The organism is Inconstantimicrobium porci, assembly GCF_009696465.1.
GTDB lineage: Bacteria > Bacillota > Clostridia > Clostridiales > Clostridiaceae > Inconstantimicrobium > Inconstantimicrobium porci.
Genome location: NZ_VULX01000008.1, coordinates 1 through 25,257, shown reverse-complemented (window position 1 = coordinate 25,257; position 25,257 = coordinate 1). Strand labels below are relative to the sequence as shown.

Annotated in this window: 15 protein-coding genes and 3 pseudogenes; 6 read left to right on the top strand and 12 right to left on the bottom strand. The window is 30.6% G+C overall.

The genetic code is table 11. The annotated features are described in order from the left end of the window. Nucleotides 1–27: 27 nt before the first annotated feature. The 9 genes and pseudogenes from FYJ33_RS16975 to yidA form a co-directional block, all read right to left on the bottom strand. The gene (locus FYJ33_RS16975) at nt 28–111 is read right to left on the bottom strand and encodes an IS3 family transposase (protein WP_407928893.1); all 84 of its coding nucleotides are present in this window, start codon (nt 109–111) and stop codon (nt 28–30) included. Nucleotides 112–632: 521 nt separating this feature from the next. Beyond that, nucleotides 633–722 (bottom strand): annotated as a pseudogene (locus tag FYJ33_RS16970) (helix-turn-helix domain-containing protein); the annotation flags it as partial. Nucleotides 723–796: 74 nt separating this feature from the next. Then, nucleotides 797–991 (bottom strand): hypothetical protein, encoded by a 195-nt coding sequence (locus FYJ33_RS07180; RefSeq protein WP_206046636.1) that lies wholly within the window; start codon nt 989–991, stop codon nt 797–799. 796 nt (nt 992–1,787) lie between these two features. Further along, nucleotides 1,788–4,481 carry a SwmB domain-containing protein gene (locus FYJ33_RS16835; protein WP_154531064.1) on the bottom strand — a complete coding sequence of 898 codons (2,694 nt, stop codon included), beginning with the start codon at nt 4,479–4,481 and terminating at the stop codon, nt 1,788–1,790. Between the two features lie 350 nt (nt 4,482–4,831). Continuing rightward, the gene (locus FYJ33_RS07170) at nt 4,832–5,830 is read right to left on the bottom strand and encodes a substrate-binding domain-containing protein (RefSeq protein ID WP_154531063.1); all 999 of its coding nucleotides are present in this window, start codon (nt 5,828–5,830) and stop codon (nt 4,832–4,834) included. 209 nt (nt 5,831–6,039) lie between these two features. Then, nucleotides 6,040–7,113, bottom strand: a complete 1,074-nt coding sequence (locus FYJ33_RS07165) for a glycosyltransferase family 4 protein (RefSeq protein ID WP_154531062.1) — start codon at nt 7,111–7,113, stop codon at nt 6,040–6,042. Between the two features lie 2 nt (nt 7,114–7,115). Continuing rightward, a complete protein-coding gene (locus tag FYJ33_RS07160; protein WP_154531061.1) occupies nt 7,116–8,552 on the bottom strand; it encodes an oligosaccharide flippase family protein in 1,437 nt (478 codons plus the stop codon). 75 nt (nt 8,553–8,627) lie between these two features. Further along, nucleotides 8,628–9,215, bottom strand: coding sequence for a hypothetical protein (locus tag FYJ33_RS07155; RefSeq protein ID WP_154531060.1), 588 nt, complete (start codon nt 9,213–9,215; stop codon nt 8,628–8,630). Nucleotides 9,216–9,518: 303 nt separating this feature from the next. Further along, a complete protein-coding gene (gene yidA, locus FYJ33_RS07150) occupies nt 9,519–10,319 on the bottom strand; it encodes a sugar-phosphatase (RefSeq protein ID WP_154531059.1) in 801 nt (266 codons plus the stop codon). A gap of 262 nt (nt 10,320–10,581) precedes the next feature. Here yidA and FYJ33_RS07145 point away from each other — a divergent pair, with 262 nt between their 5' ends. Continuing rightward, nucleotides 10,582–11,151, top strand: coding sequence for an AAA family ATPase (locus FYJ33_RS07145; protein ID WP_154531058.1), 570 nt, complete (start codon nt 10,582–10,584; stop codon nt 11,149–11,151). 34 nt (nt 11,152–11,185) lie between these two features. On the opposite strand, the gene FYJ33_RS07140 is transcribed toward FYJ33_RS07145, so the two are convergent. Then, nucleotides 11,186–12,232 (bottom strand): mannose-1-phosphate guanylyltransferase, encoded by a 1,047-nt coding sequence (locus tag FYJ33_RS07140; protein WP_154531151.1) that lies wholly within the window; start codon nt 12,230–12,232, stop codon nt 11,186–11,188. Nucleotides 12,233–12,516: 284 nt separating this feature from the next. Between FYJ33_RS07140 and FYJ33_RS07135 the strand changes: the two genes are divergently transcribed. Continuing rightward, nucleotides 12,517–14,109 carry a peptide chain release factor 3 gene (locus FYJ33_RS07135; protein WP_277643760.1) on the top strand — a complete coding sequence of 531 codons (1,593 nt, stop codon included), beginning with the start codon at nt 12,517–12,519 and terminating at the stop codon, nt 14,107–14,109. Between the two features lie 30 nt (nt 14,110–14,139). Here the strand turns inward: FYJ33_RS07135 and FYJ33_RS07130 are convergent. Next, a pseudogene (locus FYJ33_RS07130) lies at nt 14,140–14,861 on the bottom strand (glycosyltransferase family 2 protein). 209 nt (nt 14,862–15,070) lie between these two features. On the opposite strand from FYJ33_RS07130, the gene FYJ33_RS16040 reads away from it, so the two are divergent. After that, nucleotides 15,071–15,247: a hypothetical protein gene (locus tag FYJ33_RS16040; protein WP_206046635.1), complete on the top strand. Its 177-nt coding sequence runs from the start codon at nt 15,071–15,073 to the stop codon at nt 15,245–15,247. Between the two features lie 224 nt (nt 15,248–15,471). After that, the gene (locus tag FYJ33_RS07125; RefSeq protein WP_154531057.1) at nt 15,472–16,146 is read left to right on the top strand and encodes an esterase/lipase family protein; all 675 of its coding nucleotides are present in this window, start codon (nt 15,472–15,474) and stop codon (nt 16,144–16,146) included. Between the two features lie 107 nt (nt 16,147–16,253). Here the strand turns inward: FYJ33_RS07125 and FYJ33_RS07120 are convergent, their stop codons facing one another. Further along, nucleotides 16,254–24,431: a GH36-type glycosyl hydrolase domain-containing protein gene (locus FYJ33_RS07120; RefSeq protein WP_154531056.1), complete on the bottom strand. Its 8,178-nt coding sequence runs from the start codon at nt 24,429–24,431 to the stop codon at nt 16,254–16,256. Between the two features lie 176 nt (nt 24,432–24,607). On the opposite strand from FYJ33_RS07120, the gene FYJ33_RS07115 reads away from it, so the two are divergent. Together FYJ33_RS07115 and FYJ33_RS17125 are read left to right on the top strand one after the other, a co-directional pair. After that, nucleotides 24,608–25,003, top strand: coding sequence for an RNA polymerase sigma factor (locus FYJ33_RS07115; protein WP_154531055.1), 396 nt, complete (start codon nt 24,608–24,610; stop codon nt 25,001–25,003). Between the two features lie 136 nt (nt 25,004–25,139). Beyond that, nucleotides 25,140–25,257 (top strand): annotated as a pseudogene (locus FYJ33_RS17125) (IS30 family transposase); the annotation flags it as partial.

The window sequence follows — 25,257 nt, the reverse complement described above, 5'->3', positions numbered from 1 at the left end:
GCTATATTTTTACAATACAGATTTTAATTAATATCTCCTATACCTTAGAGGACTCATACAGTTAAGCCTCTTTAGATATCTTTGATTATTGTAATAATATATGTAATCCACTATTGCTTTGCATCTGGATGCTTCTGATGGGCTATATAAAAAATTTCAAATACTAAATTATTATTGTTATAATATCCTATCACAAAAGAAACAATACTTTTGTCAGAAAAATCTAAAATTACACTTAAATATACTTTTTGTAATGTACCATATTTTATTTCAGTTACGTCAGTAATTAATTTTTAACCAAGCTTATTAGAGTTAAACTCTCTATTTAAAATGTTTTCAGCTAAAGTTTCTTTACGGTTTACCCATTTATAATAAGCAGCTTGTGAAACACCTGCAAATTCTCATAAAACTTTAATAGGGTAAGCTTTCAACATACTTAGTTCCTTTATAGTAAAATATATAGATTCATATTTTACTTGGATTAAAATCTCCTCCTTTCTATCTCCTCTAATTTTTTTTAAAGTCTATCTCCATTTGCTGCCTACGATTCTCAGCTTCAAGCAGCTTATTTTTAGCCTTTAGCTTTTCAATTTAAGACATATTATTTTCAAGCTTGCGCTTTCCACGATTAACTAATAGTGCCTCAACACAGTTATTTTCATATTTTTTATCCACCTATAAATTTGTTGATAAGAAATCTGAAATCTTTCTGCTGTTTTAGCATAGTTCTTATCATTCTAAATACAATACTTTACGATATCTATGCGTTCATTATATTTAGTAAATCTACGTTTAGTCATAATAGTGCTTCTGACGGTACAAAAGATTTTAATTCATTATCACTATTATACATTAGAATCCATTTTTGTGATTTAGATTTTGAGCGTATTTTATACTTTCGGTAAATATAATCTTGAGAACTTAATACAGATAAATAATCTCTTACAGCTTGTAACTTAAGTTCTCTAGGATATTTGTTGTAGCCTTTCATATTGAAAGCTTCCGATCTCATTTAATAATAATTTCGTGTCCACTGCCAAAATGATTCTGCTGAATTATCTATATTATGGATTTATGCTATCTTTTCCATCAAGATATAATTTTATATATTTAATTTTCTCTTCAATGCTAATGCTACATTTTTATATGATCAAAAAGTTACATAATTATGTTTACATTTATATGCAACACCACCCTTTTTGTTTTTAAAAGACCTTTACCAAATATTCTATTCTTGATTCTCTCAAATTAATCTGAACATACATCTATATCTAAAAGAAGGTATTCTTTGAAATGCGCCCAAAAGCTCTCAGAGGCTTTTTTGAGTGCAACCTGATAATCTTGGTATTATTCTATAATTGCGTTGTTCATAGGCCATACTCTGTCTATATAAGATAAGTGTAAAAATTGACTTGTCTTTTTTCTTAAATATTTGTCTGTTAAAAGTTATAATGTATGCTAAAATATCTTTTGCTACACTAAAGTATTTATGCATAATCGAGTAGGAGCTAAATAATTATTTTATTTAGCTCATCTCACACCACCGTACGTATAATTGGGTATACGGCGGTTCATTAGAATCTAAGGATTCATTTATACATTTGTTGTTTAAGGATTTGCTTAAGATAGTTCTATTGGAAATTCTCCAGTAGCCTTTTTTTGGTGTGCCCAGCATGGGTACACCAAAAAAAGAGAATCGATATTTCTATCGATTCTCTTCACTAATATCAATCATTATTTGTAAATTCCCTTAATCGAGGAAACTACATTTATTTTAAAGTCTTAGATTACTTTAAAGTTGGAACGTTAATAGTTACCTTAGTGCTTGCTTTGTTACCAGCAACATCTGTAGTATTTATTACTTTTCCATTTGCTTCTGCAACTATTGATATACTAGCTGACTGGCTAACATTAATTGGTTGTCCTAATGTAAGAGTAACCTTTTCCTTCTTTGTAAGATCTTGTTTTATTCCAGTTACTGCGATTTCTGAACCATTTACAAGTATCTTGAAGTCATCTTCGTTAACATCTGTATCTTCTGCGATAGTTGCTAAAGTTTCGCTGAATGTTACTTCAATCTTATTAGCAGTAGTTGTTGAAAGTATTGGTGCTGTAGGATCTGCAAGACTATACTTAGCAGATTTAAGTGTTGGTGCAACATTATCAGTTAAATCAAGATCTATATGAGTTCCTTCTTTAGTCTGTAAGCTTTCAACTAAATTTTCACCAGCTGCAGTCTGTATATTGTTTGATAAAGTAAGTCTATAAGTTGTTGATGCAACTAAAGTTTCAGCAGGTAATGTTATTCTTACATGTTTTTTATCTCCAACGAAATCAACTGTTGAACCAGCTGGAAGAGCCTTTCCATCAAGTGTGTAGTTAGCTGGATTAAGTGCACTACTACTCATTTCAGTATTTGCACCGAAGAATATATCTATTGCATTATTAGTAACTGATACATTACCAGCGGCATCATCTAAATTACTAGCATCTACTTTATTTAATGCAAGTTCTTTGTATTTGAAGTTGCTACCCTGAGCAGTTCTGATTGCAGTTATTATCTTGCTATTCTTTACTGTGTTTACTAAGTAAGTAGCAACATTAGTATCATCTACTGCGTTTTGGAATTTGTCTGCCTTGAATTCAACAGTGTAAGGTGCATCATTTACATTAGCTAATGTAATAGTTGCAGTATCACCACTTATCTCAGCACCTGTTGCGTTCTTGATAACTCCATCCTTATCCCTAACAACAACATCATTTACATTTATTGATCCAGTTAAAGCATTATCAAATTTAACTGTCAATGTGTTATTAAGTTTATTTGTAGCAGTTTCTTTAACGGCAGGCTTTGCATTATTCTTGTTTAAAGTTACAGTCTTAGTAGTCTTTTCTCCGATAAGTCCATCAGCTGCATAGTTTTCTAATGTAGCTGTTAAAGTTGCTGTTGTTTCATCACTTCTGTATAATGGGTTTTCATCACTTGCTACTGCATCAGATACTACTACCCAGATACCAGGCTTATTATCTTTTGTTCCAGCAGTATAGAATGCCTTTGAAGTAGCATTTACTGTATCTGCATTAGCGCTAGCAAACTTATGATTTCCCTTTAATAATGTTAACTTAGATTTTGTTAAATCATCTACTTTTACATTAGTCTGAAGGAAGAATCTATTTGCATTTACTGCTTGTACATCAACAACCTTAGGTGCTGTTGCGTTTGCATCTTTAATAGTATATGAACCTGTTAATGTGCTTGCTTTGCTTGCGAAAGCTTTAGCTGTATCTTTAACATCATAAATTGTTACATTGTGAGTACCCTTATCTGCAAATTTTCCATCAGTTGTTGTTACTTTATAAGTATAATCACCAGCAACTCCAATATCAGAATCGCCTTCTAAAGGTTCAATTTTAGAAATAGATAAAGCAACTCCGTTGTCTTTTAACATAGTAAAGTTTTTAGCTATAGGTCTATCAAATTCAACTATTAAATCTGTAGCACTAGCGTATCCTATTGATATTAGCTTTGGAGCTGCACTTTCGTTGAATGTTTTTTCGTCTGATACGAATTTTTCAAGTTTCTTTCCTGAAGTAGTCTTTATAGCGTCATTAGTCTGAACAACGTATCTGTCACCCTTCTGGAATGTTTTTAAGTCATGTAAACGAATTGTTACTTGCTTTCCATTAGCTGCTATTTCGAAGTCAGCATCATTTAACTGTACAGTAGTATTATTAACCTTTAATTCATAGTTGCTATAATCTTCAGCAGTTGCTGCATCAACAGTTTTGTTGAAATTAACTACTAATTCAGAAGCGTTAATAGCACTTACTGATTCAACTTTAGCAAATAATTTTTCTTCAACTAAGTCCTTATATGGTTGAACTTGTTCATTTGCATAATCTTTGTTGTCACCAGTTAGCTTGTCTATGTTCTTCTGAACATCAGCAAGAACTTGTGCCATCTTTTCATAGTCTTCTGCTTTTTGTAAAGCTGGTAATGTTACTTTGATAGCTTCTTCTACTGGAGCATAATCTTCGTTATGTAGAATTACCTCTGCCCAACGATAAAGTTCATTTCCTACGAAATCTCTATCCCATTGATCTTTGTATTCTTCTTGAATCTTGTTTACTTTTGGTTCAAGTTCATAGTACTTTCTAGCAGTTCTCTCTTCGCCTTTCTCTACTGAAATGATGCCATCAACTATTTCTTTTAGTAAAGCTTTATAAGGAATAGCATCATAAACTGCTGATAATCTTGATGCGTATTTAGCACCTTGTCCAGCTTTTATTACTGCTTCTTGAGCTTCAAACCAAGCTTTGTACATTCCTTTGCCTTGTTTAGTTTGTTCAGCTTTTTTTACTAATGCTTCTACATCAGTAGTATTTTGTTCAGCGGCAAATGTTGTAACAGCAGGAACAACTAAGTTACCTAATGATGCTACCGCAACAGCTGCGCTAAGTGTTTTTGTTGATTTTTTCACAATAATTCCCTCCTAAATTTACAATAATTTATATTAAAGTGCTTTACCACTTTAGTAACAATTAAAAAAAATACTATTATATACAATATCATTATTATACATAATTTATTTTCTCATTTCAACTTTTTTTGTCAATATAAATATAATTTAATTATTTTACCAATGATTTTGTTTTACTAATACTATTATATTTAATTTACAATGTAAAGTCAATATTCATAATTTATTATTAATTACCACATTTCATTATATTATTTTGTATTTTTATTAAAATCATTTGTCAAAAAATATATTTTATATCTTTTTATCATTTCTAATCCTTCTTTTATTCGACCGGTAACACTTAAAATTTATGCTTTTTTATAAATTTTTAATATTTGTTCGTACTTTTTCCTTTTATGTTCGACTGTAAATACTCTTCCACTACCTAGTGTTTCATCATTAATCTGCAATGGGAACTTATTAATAATTACCATTTTGTATTTATTTACATACTGTAATGCTTCTTTACTTGTTAAAAAATCCATAAACTTTTTAGCAGCTTCAAATTGTCTTTTTCTTGCTCCATTATTATTTATTATAGCTGCGCTTACAAAATTATAATTAGGATTATCAATCACATCATATCTATGAGTTTCATAGTCATCCACTTCACTATAGTAAGCTGTATAATCTGCTACCACAGCTCCTTTTAATAAATTTCTATCTACTTTTCTCCCACTTTCATAGTTTTTAAGAGTATATGATTTTTTTGATTGTTTTAGTTTTCTATATATATATTCGGAATCTTTTTCTCCATATTTATCATAAATATCTTCTAAAAATAATAAACCTTGAACCGTTTTTTCCGGATTCATTATTGCAAAGTCATCAATATTATTAATAACAGTTTCAACCAACCCATTATTTTTTATTTCTTTTTTCAAAGAATCATTAGCAACTACTTTTGATGTCTCTGCAGCAATCACAATATATTTAGGTACCTCATTCATATCTTGATAATTTGATAATAAATTTTCATAACCCTTAGGCTTATATTCAGCAAAGTATCCTTTATCTGCAAGTTCAACTGTATCTTCATATAAATTACCTAACCAAATATCATAATCACCTTTCTTATTTTCTATTATATTTTTTGCCTCAAGCGCTGGTTTATTTATTATATTTATTACAACATCTTTATTAGTTGAATAATACTGATCAAGAAGTTCTCTGGCATATGCTGGCTCCATATCAGAGATAACGTTTACCCAAACTCTTGTGTCTATTTTCTTTGTACACCCACCTAGCATACTGCATAACAATAAACATAATATTAATATATTACATTTCTTTTTATTTCTTTTCATATTTTCCACCTTCCCTAGCCAATCTTAAGAAAATACTCGTCTAGCCTATGTATTTTATGAATATTTTATCAAAAATTATCTTTAATTTGGTTTGATTAATTCTATTTTTTTTGATAATATAATCTTATGGTTGTTTTTACAATTTATATAAAGGCATTCACAATTTTCCCATTCAGTAAAACTCAAGAGTAACTCTTGAGTTTTATTTATTATGTAAATATTTTTTTATAACGTTCATACACATTAGACCAGTCATACATTTTTGCCTTATTTCTGGCATAACAACATAGATTATAATATTTTTTATCATTATATATAAATTTGATTTTCTTCATAAAACTTTCTTCATACTTCTCATCAAAGTCTAAAAATATAACATCTTTATCTTCTTCAAGTATCTCAGCTGCACCACATTGCCTGCTTACTACAGCAGGTACTCCAAGACTCATAGACTCTAATACAGTGAGATTGAATGTATCAAATTTACTGAAAGCCAAACAAAAATTTGCCTGAGAAAGCTTATCAATAAATTCCTCACTTTTAACTTTAAATTTATATTTAACATACTCATTTAAATTATATTTACTAATAAATTCATTATATTCTTCTAGAATTTCATCTGACTCATAATCACCATATATATTAAGATAGATTTTTTCTTCATTTTGAGAATTGTAATAATTTACAGCTGACAGCATTTCAAATATTCCTTTTCTATTATAAATACCGCCCCCAGCTATACATTTTATTTGATTATTTATAAATTCATGATTCCTTTTCATATTGTCATAATTGTTTACACCATTATAGATCACTTCAATATTTTCAAATCTATTGTACTTATTATTTAGTATATTTTTTTCTTTTTCAGATACACATATTATATTAGGAAAATTCTTAATTATGTCCTCTTCTAAAGAATCATATTTTTCTTTATTCTTAAAATAATGTTCAAAGCCTCCGTTCCTGCCTTCAAATGCTGCTTCCTCGCTTAAAATGCCATGCAAAGTAAGAAAAAATCTACTTTTTTTATTTATTCTTGCAATTTTTGAAACCAGTGCAGGAATCTTATATCCAAAAGAATGAATATTAATAATCTCATTTTTTATAAACAATAATCTTATAAGTCTTGTATATAAAAATAGTTTGTCTTTTTTTGTTTTTGTACATATATTTATAAACTTATACTTATCATTATTCTTCTCAAACTGATTCATTATCATTTTGAGAACATTACCTGGTCCTGTATCGTTGTTTTTATCTATATATCCTATAAAAATCACTTTTATTCTACCTTTCTAATTTTTCTTTTTAAAATTCTTTCTTTTTGTTTCTTAGGAATAAACATAAAATATATTATGCAGTCTGTTACTATATTTAAGACTATATAGATATATTGATTATTCACAAACTTAAAGACAAATGAGACTGGAATAAATATTAGTGAAATCAACAAATATTTCATATTATTCCATGCGAATATACTGTATTGAACTTTTAATATATATTTTATATATATATATTGAGTCAATATCAGTATCGCATCAGCTATAACTGTAGTAATAATAGCATTTAATGCATTAAATATATGAAGCTTAACTAAAACAATATTAAGTATGAAATTAAGTACTCCAAACATCGAAGTAAAAAGCATCTGCTTTTTTTCTTTTCTCTTTAAATACATTATCTGATTTGTGAGAATAGTTTCTATTCCATATGTAATCATGTATACAGCAAATACAGCTAGTACATTTCCTGTCCCACTATATTCAGCACCTCCATATATAGTTACAATGTATTTTGATAACACCATAATTCCTATTGCACTTGGAAATAACAACATCATGAATACTTCTACTGACTGCTTTAACAAATCGTAATATTTTTCATGCTGTTTCTGTGCAAGATACACAGATAACCTTGGTATAGTAACATATATAACACTCAACAATAAGGTACTTATCATTGTGATTATTTTTTGTGCTATGGAATAGTAACTCACCTGTAACATACCTGCTGATTCACCAAGCATTACTTTATCTAATTGTACGAAAAGCAGTTGAGAATTTGATATTATTATCGTTAGAAACATGGGCTTGATATGCTTTTTTAATATAAGATCTGAAAAATCAAAGCCAATTTTTTTTGCAATATAAATAAAACTGATTAAATTATTAATAACATTTATGACCATTATCAGAATAAGATAACTAACAAAGTCTTTAGAACTCTTTATTATGGCAAATAAGATTACAGTATACAGAAATCTTGTTAAAATGGTTTTTATAGTTATAAACTGATAATTTTCTGTAGCTTCATTTACCCATTCAACATAAAATGCTGTTGCAAAAAAATTAACTGTAGTTATCATACATGCTATGTAAACTACACTATTAGAATACCTAAAGATAACATAAGTAACATATGATACAGCAGCAATTATATTAGTAATAAAAGTTATTAAATATAATGAAGAAAAAGTTTTTCTCATCATTTCTTTATTATTACGAACTTTGTTAATTTCTCTTATTCCGTACTGATATATTCCAAAGTTCGCAAAAATGATAAAATACTGGCTTAAACTATCAGCAAAATTTATCCTTCCATTCAAATCTGCTCCAAGAACTCTATATATATAAGGTGCTACAAGCAGTGGTATTATTATATTGAACAAATTTAATATAAATTTTGCTATAACGTTCTTTTTTATTGAAACTGACATTGAATTCTCCTTACCTTTTTGTATCTTCTTTTATCCTAATGTTTCCTTACTAATCTAAAGACAAGATTGTACTAATTATAAGTTCTTTAGCGAATTAAGAATTCCTTTAATATCTATGGAGGTTTTTACAAAAAGTTCATTATTTTTTATTTTTGCATCCTCAAATATTAAGTATTTACATGAAACATAAATATCATTTCCGCTTTTTTCTACATTTATATCATTATATGTTCCATCTTTTACATACTCCAATACTCGTTTGTTATCAATATTCATCTTACCAAATCTGCTTTCTTTAACTGTGAACTTAAGCTTATTGTTTTCTACCTTCACATCAAATTTCACATCTATGTCTGTCTTTATGACTTTCATAACTGTCATTGGAATATGAAAATCAGCATCACTGTCATTAAGCACTACCCTATATTGCTGAAGGTTATCAATTGAAGAAAGAATTTCATTTACATTACCTTCATTTAATGTAAGTTCAAGAAATTTATTATGTAGCTTTGCACCACCGATATTCAGCAAAGACTCGGCAACACTTTTATTTTGAGAGTAAGTGTAATACTGAACGTTCTTTGCAGGCAATACAGCATACACTGATAAAAAAATTACTACTATAAGAAATAAAGTAATAATTAGAGTTTTTCTTTTTTTCATAAAACACCCCTTTTTTAATTAAGAATTAAGAATGGAGAATTAAGAATGATGGATTGAACTCTGCTGAAGCAGAGTTCAATCCAAGGCATAAGTGAACATACCAAATCAAAGATTTGGAATGCCTGCTTAAAAATAGAGCAAAGCCCTCTTTAAAACACCTCCTTGAAAAATTGCGCTCAGCAATTTTGATCCAGGTGGCATTGCGTTCAGCAATCCCACAGGAGGTTTGGAGGCAGCGTCTCCATTAAAAATGGAGAAATTAGCTAGCAAAGCTACGCTAATTTCCTCCTTCATTCTTAATTCTTAGAGCATAAATTTGTTAATAACGTTTGCCACTCCGTCATTATTATTGCTCAATGTAATAAAATCCGCTTTTTCTTTAACGTCTTCTGTTGCATTTTCCATTGCAACTCCAAGTCCTGCATACTCTATCATATGTAAGTCGTTACCTGCATCCCCTACACATATAACTTCTTCTTTTTTTATACCAAGATGCTCTGCCAACATTCCTACGCCTGTGCCTTTGTTTGCATCTTTATTTAAAAACTCTAAAAAGTATGGTGCACTTCTTACTACTGTGTATTTTTCATATAAATCTTTTGGTAGATTATCTATAGCCTTCTGAAGAATTTCAGGCTCATCTATCATCATAACTTTTGATATATCCTCTTTATCTTCTATCTTAGTATAATCAAATTCTTTAACTGTTATTCCATTAATCTTACCCTCAAGTTCAGTATATTTACTAATTTTAGGTGTTATACATCCCTCCTTTGAAAATCCGTGAATATTTACTCCAAGTTCTCTGCTTATATTAAATAAGTACTTTAAATCTTCACCTTTTAGTGTCTTCTTGCCAATTACTTTTTTGTTGGCTGCATGCTGAACAAGTGATCCGTTGAAGCTTATAACATAATCATCTTCTGTATTCATATTAAGCTCATCAAGATATCTATCTATTCCTTCTATTGGTCTTCCAGAACAAAGTACTACATACTTTCCATTCTTTCTTGCTTCTGATATAGTCTTTTTAGTTTTTTCTGTAATCTTTTTTTCATCATTTAATAATGTGCCATCCATATCTAATGCTATTAATTTATACATATACTTATCTCCTTAAATCTCTTATTTTTTAGTTTTTCCTACATCAATTATGTAGTATAATAACATAAAGCCTAATACGTGTAATTTTAGCGAATATTTTTTGACCTTCATCATTTACTTTCACTACATATCTACACATTCTATTAAATTATAACATATAATATCATCCATTTTGCATAAATACGCAACATTTCACATTTACAAATTTTATCTGTATGCTATAATAATTATGTTTTCATTTAATTTATTGGAGGGTTTAAATATGCCTATAAGAATAGCAATTTTAGGAGGGCCTAGATGTGGTAAAACCACACTAATCCAACAGTTATACGTAGATTTAAAAGTTAAAGGACTTAATGTAGGTGCTGCTACAGAATACAGTACTGATTACTTGAAGGAAAAGGGAATGATTGAAGCTATATCTGAACAATATGGTATTTACCTTGGACAAAAGATGCTTGAAGATTCCCTTGAAGAATTTGACTATGCCATCACAGATTATGCAACATTTATTCCTTATGTTTATGGAAGATTCATGCTTGGAGATAAAAAAAGAACTACAAAAGAAATTGAAATATTAAAAGATCTTTATGGACTAGCTCTAAAAGACTTAAATAAATATGATTACTTATTCTTTGTTCCAAGAGAATTTGGGTACAAGCAGGATGGAGTAAGATGGCAGGATGAAACTTTAGCAAAATCTATAGATGATGCCATTAAACAATTTTTAGACAGTGAAAATGTTTCTTATACCATCGTAAGCGGTTCAACTAAAGAACGTTCCGAAAAAATACTAGAAATAATCAACATACCAGAAAAAAAGGCTGAGTAAATAGAAAAGCAGGAGGACTAGCCCTTCTGCTTTTTTATATTTTATTTCTGTAATCTCGTAAATTTTCCAGATAATCTTTATTAACAATATAGATGCTGTCTTCAGTTTCAAGAGTCATAACATCATCTATTCCTATCATCACTATTCTCTTGCCACTGTTTAATGCAATGTTGGAATATGATTCTATAACTTTTGCATTTCCATCTATGATATTATTGTTAATATCCTTTTCTTTGTATCTTTCAACAGCCTTCCATGTTCCAATATCATCCCATCCGATTTCACTTGGAATAACATATATGTTGTCTGATTTTTCAAGTACTGCATAATCTATTGAAATAGCCTTTGTATTCTTATAATTCTCATCAATAAGACTCTGCATATTTTCATCTGCTACATCAAGGATACCATGTAGTGCTTCATACATATCAAAACAGTATTTTTTTATCTCATTAATTATGCCAGAACTCTTCCATAAAAATATACCGCCATTCCAAAGATATGAACCATCTGCAAGATATTTTTCTGCTTTTTCTTTATCAGGCTTCTCAACGAACTTTTCAACCTTAAATATATCGTTTTTGTTTTCTGAAGCAATACCTTTTTTATATTTTATATAACCATATCCAGTTTCAGCCCTATTGGGCTTCATTCCAAGTGTTATTATGGCATTTTCATTTGTTTCCACGAACTTATCAGCCTCTAATATTATGTTTCTGAATTTGTCCTCTTCCTTTATAAGATGATCTGATGGAAGAACAAGTATGTCAGCATCTTTATATCTTCTAGCTATTACAAGTGTTGATAAGGTTATACATGGTGCTGTATTCCTGCTTTCTGGCTCTACAATAATATTCTCATATGGAATATCAGGCAGCTGTTCTTTAACAAGACTCACATATTTTCTGCATGTACAAATAAAAACTCTCTCAACAGGTATTATAGGTTTTATTCTATTAACTGTCATTTGAATCATTGATTCACTACCTATGAGATTTAAAAATTGTTTTGGTTTTTCTTCAGTTGATAAAGGCCAAAAACGAGTTCCTTGGCCCCCTGCCATAATTAATGCACAAAGCATACTTATACCTCCCATACGAAACTTTGCTACTGGTAATTATAGCATTTCCAATAATAAATAACAAACTCTATAACACACCATCATGTATATTTCCTTGTATATTGACATTTAAATTGATATAATTATTTTGTTTGTATTGTAATTAATTTTGACGAATCAGGAGGTAAACTATATTATGTTTACAAATCCAATTTAACATATAATAATTGTGTATACTCCAAGTACGCAGTTAATGCATAATTTTCACTACAAAATAACTAAAAACTTTAGGAGGTAATCACGCAGTGAGCGATTTAATAAATGAAATTAATAAACGTAGAACTTTCGCAATAATTTCCCACCCTGATGCTGGTAAGACAACACTTACTGAAAAACTTCTTTTATACGGAGGAGCAATCAGACTTGCCGGATCTGTAAAAGCTAGAAAGGCATCTAAGCATGCTGTTTCTGACTGGATGGAAATAGAAAAGCAAAGAGGTATATCTGTTACTTCTTCTGTTATGCAGTTCAACTATGACGGATGCTGCATAAACATACTTGATACTCCTGGTCACCAGGACTTCTCCGAAGATACTTATAGAACTCTTATGGCTGCAGATAGTGCTGTAATGGTTATTGATGCTGCAAAAGGAGTTGAGGCACAGACTAGAAAGCTATTCCACGTATGTGCTTTGAGAGGTATTCCAATATTCACATTTATCAATAAAATGGATAGAGAAGCTCAGGATCCATTCCAGCTAATGGAGGATATTGAAAGCGAACTAGGAATAAAGTGTTACCCAATGAACTGGCCAATAGGCGCTGGTAAAGACTTTAAAGGCGTATATGAAAGAAATACAAATAAAGTTCTTGCATTCAGTGGTGGTAATCATGGTCAGAACGAAGTTAATTCAGTATCTGGAGATATTTCAGATCCTGTATTTGCAGACTTATTAGGTTCTGATCTTCATGATAAGCTTATGGAAGACATTGAGCTTCTTGACTATGCTGGTGACGAATTTGATATGGAAAAGGTAAGAAAGGGTGAACTTTCACCTGTATTCTTTGGATCAGCTCTTACAAACTTTGGTGTTGAACCATTCCTAAAAGATTTCTTAAATATGACTTCGGCTCCACTACCAAGAATGTCTGACCAAGGAGAAGTAGATGTATTCAACGAAGACTTCTCAGCTTTTGTATTTAAGATACAGGCTAACATGAATAAGGCTCACAGAGATAGAATTGCATTCATGAGAATTTGTTCTGGTAAATTTACAAAAGGTATGGAAGTAAATCATATACAGGGAAAAAAGAAGATTAAGCTTGCTCAGCCTCAACAGTTCCTTGCTCAGGATAGAGAAATTGTTGAAGAAGCATATGCAGGTGATATAATCGGTGTATTTGATCCAGGTATATTCAGAATCGGAGATACTTTATGCAAGAGCAATAAAAAATTCAAATTTGAAGGAATTCCAAGCTTTGCTCCTGAACATTTTGCAAGAGTAAGACCTGTTGATACTATGAAGAGAAAACAGTTCGTCAAAGGTGTTACAGAAATAGCTCAGGAAGGTGCCATTCAAGTATTTAAAGAACTTCGTGTAGGTATGGAAGAAATCATTGTCGGCGTTGTAGGTATACTTCAATTTGAAGTTCTTGAATACAGATTAAAGAACGAATACAATGTTGATATAAAAATGGAACAATTAGCTTACAGATATGTAAGATGGATTGAAAGCACAGAAATTGATGTTGATTCATTAAACTTAACATCAGATACAAAGAAGGTTAATGACTTAAAAGAAAGAAATCTATTAATATTCCAGAACGACTGGGGAATAAGCTGGGCGCTTGAGCATAACAAGGGCTTAGTATTATCAGACGTAGGTAAAACAGAATAGTAAAAAGCGGCATTTTTCAATGCCGCTTTTTTAATTGTCTTTATCTTCATAATTTATCTCTTCGTCAACAATATATAGTGGTCTTTGTTTACTCTCATCATATATTCTTGCAATATACTGCCCAATAATTCCCAAAGACAATAGCTGTACTCCGCTAAACAATGCAACTGCACAAATAAGTGATGTCCATCCTTGAACTGTGCTTCCATAAATCTGTTTCTTTCAGGCATGTTCTTAAATACTTCTGCCACTTTTCTATCTATAAGCCTAAAATCTCCAGTATCTTTAGGTATTTCTACATCTGACATCGCATGAAGAAATTTATAAAAATATTTAGCTGTTACAAGCTTGAATATGCTTTCACCTTTTCTCTGCTTTCTTTTTGCATAAACGACATCATAGCCCTCCTGCCATTTTGCAATCATATCAGGAATTAATTCTGGCGGATCCTGAAGATCAGCATCTATAATTACTATTGCATCTCCACTAGCTCCAAACACTCCTGCAGTTACAGCATTCTGATGTCCAAAATTTCTTGAGAAGCTGATTACTTTGACTTTTTTATCATTTAAAGCTATTCCTTTCAAAATAGGTAGCGTTTTATCTGTTGAACCATCATTAACAAATATAAGTTCATAATCTGTGTCTCCTTTGCTCATTACATCTGTTAATCTATGATAACATTCATATGCAACCTCTTCCTCAAAATACATCGGAACAACTACCGATACAAGTTTCTTCGATTTAATCATCCTCCATTACATTTTAAATTCACTTTTAAATTATAGTACATATGTACTTTTAAGTAAATAAGGGCCATTATATTATTCCTAATACCTGCCAATATAATTAGTTAATATATGAAACTCTTCTAATAACTTAAGGTATTATTATTTATACAAAGGTTAAACTAATAATGCTTCTTATTTGTTTTTATTATGTTTTTACGAGGTGAATCTAAATGAAAGAAAATGAATATTTACCGCATGTAAGAGACATTTTGAAACCTTCTAAAAAAGAACTTAAAATTAGCCATAATAATTATACCGCCGATCCTGTGACTGATGATATTGTAGTCAATAATATTTCTTACCAGGAATTTGACTACATAAGTCCAGATGATGACGGTGCTCTATAGCCTTTACCTATACTAAAATTAATCAACTTTCTCTCGAAACTCAAAAAGACAGTCTGTAATTATTAGACTGTCTTTTTCTAATTTCATCTTTTCTTTTTATATTTCTTCAAAATTGTCTTTGTAGCTCATATTCTCAATCCACTTAACCACAAGTTTGTATACAAGTATACTTTATTGCTCTACCAAATAAATATATAATATCCATAAATTTAGGAGGAATTGTTGTGAAAAAACTCAAAAAATCATTTTGTTTACTTCTAGTTATTTTATTCTCTATATTTATAGCACCACTTAATCTAAAAAACACATCTGCAAAAACGCTGATACGTACGAACAAATATCCCATAGTACTAGTTCATGGTTTGTTTGGTTGGGGAAACGATGAATTCTTTGGCCTTAATTACTGGGGCGGAAAAAACAGTATTAAAAAAATACTGGAAACCCAGGGTTACGAAGTTTATACTCCATCAATTGGCCCTCTATCAAGCAACTGGGATAGAGCATGTGAGTTATACTCTTACCTTATTGGAGGAACCGTTGACTATGGACAAGCTCACTCATCTAAAGCTGGTCATAACAGATATGGAAAAACATACAAAGGAGTTTTGAAATATTTAGGGAAATCTAAAAACGGAGAAATACAAAAGGTTCATTTGATTGGTCATAGCATGGGTGGAGAGACTATCAGATTACTAGCTCAACTGCTTGAAGAAGGCAGTAAAGATGAAATTCAAGCTACAGGCATTAATACAAATTCTTTGTTTAAAGGTGGTCAACATTGGATTGAAAGCATAACAACAATATCTACACCTCATGATGGCAGTCAGGAGGATGAGCGTATACAAAAATATCTTCAAGACAAGTTCAAAAGCTGGGCATTAATGCTTTCACAACTATAATATTAGTAAAAGAGAAAAGCAAGATGATTTCTCATCCTGCTTTTCTCTTTTTAGGTTTGAAAGGTTTTATTGTGAATTGTGGTTTTAAATTTGTTTTGGCTACATTTTTAATTGTGCCCAGTATTTTGTTTTTTAATCATAAAAGTTAAATTATGTTCGCCTTTTTTGAAGTTAATTATATCACCTTGAATTTCTTCATCATCAAGAATGATTTTTGCTTCTTTTCCGCGGACAACGTGAATGTTATAAATACAAGATTTCTCATTCACTTTAATATAATATTCATCCCATGATGATGGTATGCATGGTTTTATAGAAAATCCTTCACCATTAATCTTTTTATATCCTAAAATATTTTCAATTCCTACTTTATAGAACCAGCCGCTGGCTCCAGTGTACCATGACCATCCTCCTCTTCCTTCATGCTGGTCATTATTATAAACATCTGCACATATTACATAAGGCTCTACTTTATATTTATTTGCAAGAATTCTTGTTGAAGAATGACTAATAGGATTTATCATTCTATAATACTTTTCTGCAGTATCTCCATTCCCCATTTTAGTCTGTGCAAGGATTACCCATACTGCTGCATGAGTATACTGTCCTCCATTTTCTCTGACACCTTCAAGATACCCTTTGATATATCCTGGTTCCAAAGAAGAATTCTTGAATGACGGTGCAAGAAGCCTTATTATTCCTATATCTTCCCTTACTAAGTTATTTGCCAGTGAATTCATGGCTTCTTCTGTTCTTGCTTTTCTACCGCCTTCTGAAATTACAGACCAGCTCTGACTTAGTGAATCAATTGTACATTCATCATTATCCCTTGAACCTAGAGGAATTCCGTCATCAAAATATGCTCTTCTATACCATCCACCATCCCAGGCATTTTTTTCAATATTTTCGATAATAAAATTCCTGCTGTTTTCCATAAGCTTTACTGTTTCATCATCTCTTTTATATTGCGCAAGTACCTTAAAATCTCGTAAAATATCTATTAAGAACCATCCAAGCCATACACTTTCTCCTTTTCCTTTATTGCCAACTGTATTCATGCCATCATTCCAGTCGCCACAGCCCATTAAAGGAATGTTATGATCACCAAATTTTAATGACTTCTTGATTGCCTTAAGTGCATGATTATAAACTGTATCTTCATAAGAAGGATTATAGTTTTCAGTATATCTTTCATCTTCTCCTTCTGAAAGTAGTGTATCCTTTATGTAGCAGACTTTTTCATCAAGAATATCATAATCACCGCTTCTAAATATATATTTTGACAATACATAAGGAAGCCATAATAAATCATCACTAAATCTTGTTCTTATACCACTGTTGATTACAGGATGATACCAATGCTGGACATCTCCCTCTTCATACTGCCTTGAACATGATAAAAGTATCTGCTTTCTTGTTATGCGCTCATCTAATATTGAAAGAGCCAATGAATCCTGCAGCTGATCCCTAAAACCAAAAGCACCTCCACTCTGATAAAAAGCAGATCTTCCATAATACCTGCATGCTGCTGTCTGATACATCAGCCATCCATTAATCATGTAATCCATAGACTTTTCTGGAGTCTTTATCTGTATCTTATGAAGGAATTTATCCCACCAGTCAGTTGTTTTATCCAGTATCTTATTAATATCACTATTCTTATACCTTAAGAGTTTTGAATTTATCTCTTCTATGCTATTCTCTATTCCTAGGATAATAAACAGCTGTTTTTCTTCACCACTCTCTATTTCTACTGAACACATCTCACTTAAACATGGATCATTAAAACCACTTTTTCCATTCAAGTTTTTAAATTTCATTGCTTTAGGATATGATATGTCTCCTTCATCACCTATAAACTCCATTCTGTCACCAGTAAAACTTTTATTATCACCATTTAATATTGAAAGATACATTTTCTCATCATTCCAAAAAGGAGTTGCTATATTAGATGCAAATATATATCCATTCTCTTTATTTATATCAGTGTAAATGAAATTATTATTTTCCTCATAAGCAGTCCCCATTACAATCTGTGCATAATATGATAATGAAATATGAGCAGTGCTTTCTCCAAGATTCTGAAGATTTACTATAAGCACTTTCATCTTTTCATCATGCGGTACAAACACCCTTACCTTGCCATTAATGTTGTTATATCGATGACTGTATTCAGTATATCCAAAGCAATGTTCAATAACATATTCCCCATCATCTCTTATGGGTTTGCTCATTATTGAGAATATCTCACCTCTGTCATCATCTCTTAAATATAAAGCTTCATAACTGCCATCAATTATCCAGTCATTTGTCCATGGTGTAAGTTTAAACTCTCTTGAATTGTATGCCCATGTATATCCTCCACCGCTTTCTGTAACTATACAGCCAAAGTTCTCATTGCTGAGCACATTTATCCATGGTGCAGGAGTTACATTTTTATTATTAAGAATTATTACATAGCTGCCTGTATTCTTTCTAAAACCACCATATCCATTAAATATATCAAGTTCATCTTTATTAAAAATGCTGTCAGTATATAAGTTGTTATTCTTCAGATCAAAAACACATAATTCATCATTTTCATTTTTATCCACAGTCTGATTTATATTAAACACAGATTTATCACAGATTATGAACTTTGCCATAGCTTTAAGAAATGTCAATGAATCTGATCCTGCTGATTTTGTAACAACATATATTCCTGAAGGTTTATTCCACATATCTCTTGATGGTGTTGAATTTACTGTATCAACTATAGAATTCTTAAGATACATATCATAGCTTGATTCTTCATCATCATAGATTACAAAGTCACAATTCAAACCTTTTTTATTCCAATATCTGTGCATAGTTATTACACTTCTAAGTACATCAGTATCTTTAATACTGCTAATCACAAGCAGCATTATAGGAAGATCTCCTGAAATACCAAAACTCCATAAATTTCTTATATTGCCTTTGTATGATGATATATTTACTTTATTTTTTTCTAGTCTATTTCCATAAATAATATTATCAGCTAATGAACAGTAAATATTAGCTGTCTCAGACTTTATTCCTTCCTCCTTCAAAAAGTCTTTGGCAGACTTTCTGCTTTCCATGAAAGCATTTCTTATTACATCTGCATTTTTATATTTATTGCTTAATAAAACCGCATCTTTCCTTGAATTAGCAGTCATAATAATATAACTTACAGATGATTCTTCATGTGGTTTTATTTCTAGTCTTACACGCATTGATAAAATAGGATCAAGTACAGTTCCGATTGAATTTTGAAGAGATGAATCATTATCCATAGCTCTTGGATATTTTAAATTTCTATCTCTACCAACAAATTTCTCTCTATCTGTTTCATAGCTTATACTTCCAGTCTGTTTTCCTTCAATAAATACACTTTGTGCAACATAAGGTTTATTTTGACCTTTCGCTCTAGGTCTTCTCATTGCAAGTATTGTACTGCTTTCCTCATCATATTCAGTAGCAATAAACAGATTAGAAAAAGCAGGATGAAGATAATCAGTCTTATAAGGTGCTAAAGTTACTTCCATATAGCTTGTAACTTCAATAGTACGTATACTGCTGCTGTTATTCTTCACTGTGATTCTTCTTATTTCGCCGTCATCTTCAGAACTTACAATAATCTTCTCACTTGTTTCTATATTACCGACCGTTCTCTTATAACATGACATATCCTCACTGAAAGAAACCTCCTGTGAATCTCCCTTTATTTTGCATGGTTCATAGCTACAGCTCCAAAATTCATTTGAATTAAGATTTTTAATATATATGAAGATGCCGCCCTTTTGAATTGATGGATCTTCTCTCCACCTGTTAACTGTCATAGAATCTTTCTTTGATACTCCGCTGCCAAAACCAGTTGTCATAACAGTATACGATCCATTAGATAACAGATTAACTTCATTTTTGCGTAAGACCTCTCTCTTAATAAGCTTTTCCTCAACATAATGAAGTCCTAAATCCATAGGAACACTTTCCCTATCATAAACATAATTATGAATATCTTTTTCTTTTAGAAGAATTTCATATGCTTTAACTTCAGATATAGAATGAAATCTTTTCTTAAAAACATCATTATTTATTATATTATCAAGCGCCATCATAACCATTCCATTATGATGTACCATATAATTTTTAATAATTATGCTTTGCTTATTCCTAACCATTCTTCCCTTAGTAAAATCAATAGCATCAAAGAAACCATATTTGCCAAGAAGACCTCTTCTCATAAGCCTTTTTAGATTATCTATTCCCCTTCTTATATCATATTCCATAGATATTACTGTAGAATATGGAGATACTACCAGTTCATCTTCTAATCCTCTCTTAAGCCCAAGCCCTGGAACACCAAAAGCTTTATACTGATAATTGTAGGCAGAATCAAAAAGATAATATGCTGATTCAGAAATTCCCCATGGCACATTATGTTTCTCAGCATATTTAATCTGTGCATTAACCACGCTTTTATATGTGTTGTCAAGCAGCGTATCTTCATAGCTTTTCATGATTAATGAAGGCATAAAGTATTCAAACATTGTACCACTCCATGAGCTTAACACCTTGCTGCCAAATATCTTTCCTTTAGCTCTTGATAATTTGAACCAGTGTGTATAATCAACATCTCCTCGTATAATTGCTAGAAAAGAAGTTATCCTGGATTCAGAAGCAAGAAAATCATAATATCCTTCACTCTTTTCTCCATTTTCCACATTTATACCAATATAAAATAACTTTCTCTCTTTATCATATAGAATTCCGAGATCTGTTTCGTTTAAAATTTTCTCTATATCCTTTAAGCATTTATTATACTTTTTTATTACTTCTACATATGTGTCCTCACTATTAAGTAATGGCTTATTCATTATGCTATCATCATAGCTACTTATTAATTCAAGCTTTAAACAAGATTCTTTTATAAGCTGTTTATGATAAAACATCTCCTTTTCACTGTCTTTTTCAACAATAAGTTGTGCCTTCTTAATAATACCTTTCAGAATTTCTCTGAAATATTCTACTGTAATTTCATTATTATTTAGATTATTTATCTCCTCTTCATAATAGCTGTCATCATCAATTTCAGATCCTGCAAGTTTTATAATATCTGTAAGCGATGATGCTTCCTTTATCCTAAAAACAGGATTTTTGACAGCATCTTCAAGAGACTTTTTAAGCACCATAATATATCCAATAAAATTACCACAGTCTACTGAAGATACATACCTTGGATAAAGAGGAACCATACTTCTTGTATCGTACCAGTTAAAAAGTAAGCCTTTATATTTTTCAAGTTTTCTTGTTGAATTTATAATATGTGATACATGATTTATTAATTCTATTACATTTATATATCCTATATCATATGCTGAAACAGCGCTAAGCAGTGAAAGTCCAATATTAGTAGGTGAGGTCCTATATGCTATGCCATTATTAGGCTCCTCCTGATAATTATCAGGAGCAAGGTAATTATTTTCATCATTAACGAAGTTATCATAATAGCACCATGTCCTTCTTGCTATTTCATGTAATATTGCATTATCTTCACTACTGAAATCAAATGATATTTTTCTTCTTTCCTTCGAAATACTGTAACAAATATACGGATTAAGAACCCATAAAATGCCGATAGGAATATTAGATAATCCAAAAGTAAAGTTTATATTAAAATTAAAATAAATAAATAAAAATCCAATAACTGATGATACCCACTGCTTCTTTACGTAATGAAGAAGTGTATTCCCACTCTTTTTCTCTGCATTTTCTGCTGTAGTCCATTCAAGGAGATGCTTTTTACTAATAATCATTCTATATAAAGTCTTGCTTATAGCTTTTATCATCAGTACGCATTGATTAGGCAGAAAAGATAAAATAAGCAGTACCTGTTCAAAACTTCTTATCTGTATCTTCTTGTTTTTCATAGGAGTAACCACAAAATCAGTTACTGTAAAAAGCACTATAAGAAAAGCCTGCAGTATAAAAGCTGTTGTCCATAAAGTTGTATTCTTCCAGAATAATAAATTAGCAAATATTCCAATTATAATTGTAGGTGCAATCAGACTTCTTCTTAAATTATCAAATATCTTCCATTTACCTAAGATAGAAATCCTGCTATTTATCATCCATGAAATTATCTGCCAGTCACCCCTTACCCATCTTTCCAGTCTTGCTGTATTAGAATCATAATGCGATGGATATGAATCAATTAATTCAACATCACTTAAAAGTGCGCACCTAGCATATAATCCTTCCAGAAGATCATGACTGAGCACAAGATTTTCAGGAATTTCATCCTTAATAACAGTCATAAAAGTATCTATATCTATTATACCTTTGCCTGTAAAAGAACCTTCGCTGAAAAGATCTTCGTAAGTATCAGATGCTGCTGTGGTATAAATATCAAGTCCACCATCCATACTAAATATCTTTGAAAAGTAAGTTTTATTCATTGACTCTACACTTATGCTTACCCTTGGCTGCATGATGCCATATCCTCTTATTACTTTATTCTCTTTATCAATATAAGCTTTATTTAAAGGATGGCTCATTGCACCGATAACCTTTGCTGCTGTTCCCATAGGAAGCACTGTATCAGCGTCAAGCGTAATTATATATTTTGAACTTTTTATCTTTTCAATATCTCCACTAAAGACATTATAAGATGTATCATTTTTTCCACGAAGAAGTTCCATAAATTCAACAAGCTTTCCTCTTTTTCTTTCCCAGCCCATATATAAATTATCTGCTACATTGAATATTCTTTTTCTGCATAAAAAAAAGAACTTATCATTCTTGAAGCCATATTTCTCATTTAAATTTTTCACAAGACTTATTCCATAACTGCATATTTCATCATCACTTTTTTCATGCTCATTTTTACTATCTGCAAAATCACACAACACTGCAAAAAATACATTTTTATCTTTGTTACTTATATAATAAGTTTCAATATTGTCGACATACTTTTTCAGTTTCTTAGCACAATCAACTATAACTGGAACTACCACCACAGTTCTGCATTCATCAGCAACACCTTCTTCAAGATTCATTTTAGGCACAAATTCTGGTTCTTTAAGTTTGGAAATACTCCAGTTTATTATTCCATTGCTTAGCTCTGAACATGGAATAAGCAGCAAAAGTATCTGAACTATACTTTCAAATCCTGCAGTAAAAGCAATAATCAGAGAAATAATGACTGTAAGAAGAATATTAGAACATATAAATAATACTTCTTTTGTCTTTTCATTCATTCCTTTGTCTTTTATATCGAAATCTGTTTTCAGTCTTGTAAGACCTTTATCCACAATGTAATATCCTATATGAGTTTTATAATTATTATCACCTGTACTACTGCTTACACTGCTTAATTTAAGTGCATTCTCTACAATTTTATATTCTTCTATATTGTATTTCCTTGATAATCTTTCAATAGCTTTTCTATAATAATCTTTAGACCTATAGTCCATTTTGCTGTAAACTCCGCAGGGATCCTGCATCAGTATATTTTCAACTCTTGAACTTTTATCAAAAACCTTCTTCCAGTCTATATTATTTAAAAACCTTAAAAGAGAAATATAATCTGATATATTCCTTGTTAAATCTGCTTCCTCGTTTTTTTCTTCAATTATGACACTATCTAGTTCTATATTTGTTTGTGATTTTAATTTCTCATAAACATCTGAAGTACTGATGATATTATTTTTTATATAATCCAAAGCAGCATTTACATAAGAACTGCTCTTTTCCTGCCAATCCTCCAATAATTCATCTGAAATTTCATCTTTTTCCTTGTGATTAATTATGCTTTGTACTTTTTCACGCCCCTCATAACTATCCTTTGTTATAGTGCATATTTTCTCTACAATACTCTTAAGGTTAATTATTATCTGAAATGATATCACCATAGGAAATGCCCATAGCTCGCCAATTGATATATACTTTTTCTCATCTTTGTCCTTTAGGAACTTAACTATTGATTCTTCTTCGTTTCTCTCTCTGTTTTGCCTTGTAGAAAATTCATTTATATATTCCCTGCTATACTCAATAACATTTTTATGGTCATCTTTACCCAATATACTTTTTAAATACTTCTTTGATAATCCTTCTACAGAAATATTAAATGCTTTCTGAATAAGATATATATTATCAAGCAGCCAATCACCGGCTGTAATTATATCTTTATGTTCTGAACTATAATTTGCTAAATATCTATAACTATCCTGGATGCTTTTATAGCTTTCCTTTGCTTCATTAATAAAATTGCTGTTTTTCAATAAGAGCACCTCTCTCCATATGCTTAATTTTTATAAATAGTTTTCCCCTATTGGTAAAAATTATTTATAATTTATTTATAAAATCTACCAACATTTTTATTTTTGAGCACAGTATATTAGTGTAAATATTAAATTAACACTCTGAAATATCAATACTTATTTAAAAGGAGCATTTTATGAATAAAATAACTGCAGACAATGTAATTGAACAATATATAAAACCGCTGTATGGCTTTGCTATGAACAAGACACGGAACATAGATGATGCAGAAGAACTAGCACAGCGTATAGTGCTTCAGGTTTATGATGTTCTGCTTAAAAAAGATAATTTCATCGATCTTAACAGCTACATATTTAAGATTGCACATAATGTCTGGACAAGATATATATCTGAAAAGCAAAAACATATATGTGACAAATCTATAAATAACATGGACTTATGTGAGACATCTTATTTCATCGAAAATAAGATTATTGAAAATGAAACAGCAGGAATCTTGAGACGCGAAATAGCCTATCTTTCTGCAAAGCAGCGTGAAATTGTAGTTATGTATTACTATAAAAACGACTAATTGTATAATGAAATTGAACCAATAAAAAATCCATAGTGATTACCCGTGTTATAATTAAGTTGTGAAACCAAAATAACAAGGAGGATAATCACTATGAATTACCCAAATCATAACACAGAATCACGTAAAGTATACTGTAAATCAAATTAAGACTAACTCATGGTCTCCAGACGCATGTGTCGGAAGTGCTCTATCAACAGGTAAATTCAAGCGTTCAGAGATAGTATGTACTAAGACGTTATATAACTATATCG

Excerpts from the sequence above, each read along its gene's own strand:
- FYJ33_RS07115 (WP_154531055.1), top strand. The coding sequence starts at position 24,608 with ATGAATAAAATAACTGCAGACAATGTAATTGAACAATATATAAAACCG.
- FYJ33_RS16040 (WP_206046635.1), top strand. The coding sequence starts at position 15,071 with ATGAAAGAAAATGAATATTTACCGCATGTAAGAGACATTTTGAAACCT.
- FYJ33_RS07140 (WP_154531151.1), bottom strand. The coding sequence starts at position 12,232 with ATGCTTTGTGCATTAATTATGGCAGGGGGCCAAGGAACTCGTTTTTGG.
- FYJ33_RS07145 (WP_154531058.1), top strand. The coding sequence starts at position 10,582 with ATGCCTATAAGAATAGCAATTTTAGGAGGGCCTAGATGTGGTAAAACC.
- FYJ33_RS07170 (WP_154531063.1), bottom strand. The coding sequence starts at position 5,830 with ATGAAAAGAAATAAAAAGAAATGTAATATATTAATATTATGTTTATTG.
- FYJ33_RS07180 (WP_206046636.1), bottom strand. The coding sequence starts at position 991 with ATGAAAGGCTACAACAAATATCCTAGAGAACTTAAGTTACAAGCTGTA.
- FYJ33_RS07160 (WP_154531061.1), bottom strand. The coding sequence starts at position 8,552 with ATGTCAGTTTCAATAAAAAAGAACGTTATAGCAAAATTTATATTAAAT.
- FYJ33_RS07155 (WP_154531060.1), bottom strand. The coding sequence starts at position 9,215 with ATGAAAAAAAGAAAAACTCTAATTATTACTTTATTTCTTATAGTAGTA.
- yidA (WP_154531059.1), bottom strand. The coding sequence starts at position 10,319 with ATGTATAAATTAATAGCATTAGATATGGATGGCACATTATTAAATGAT.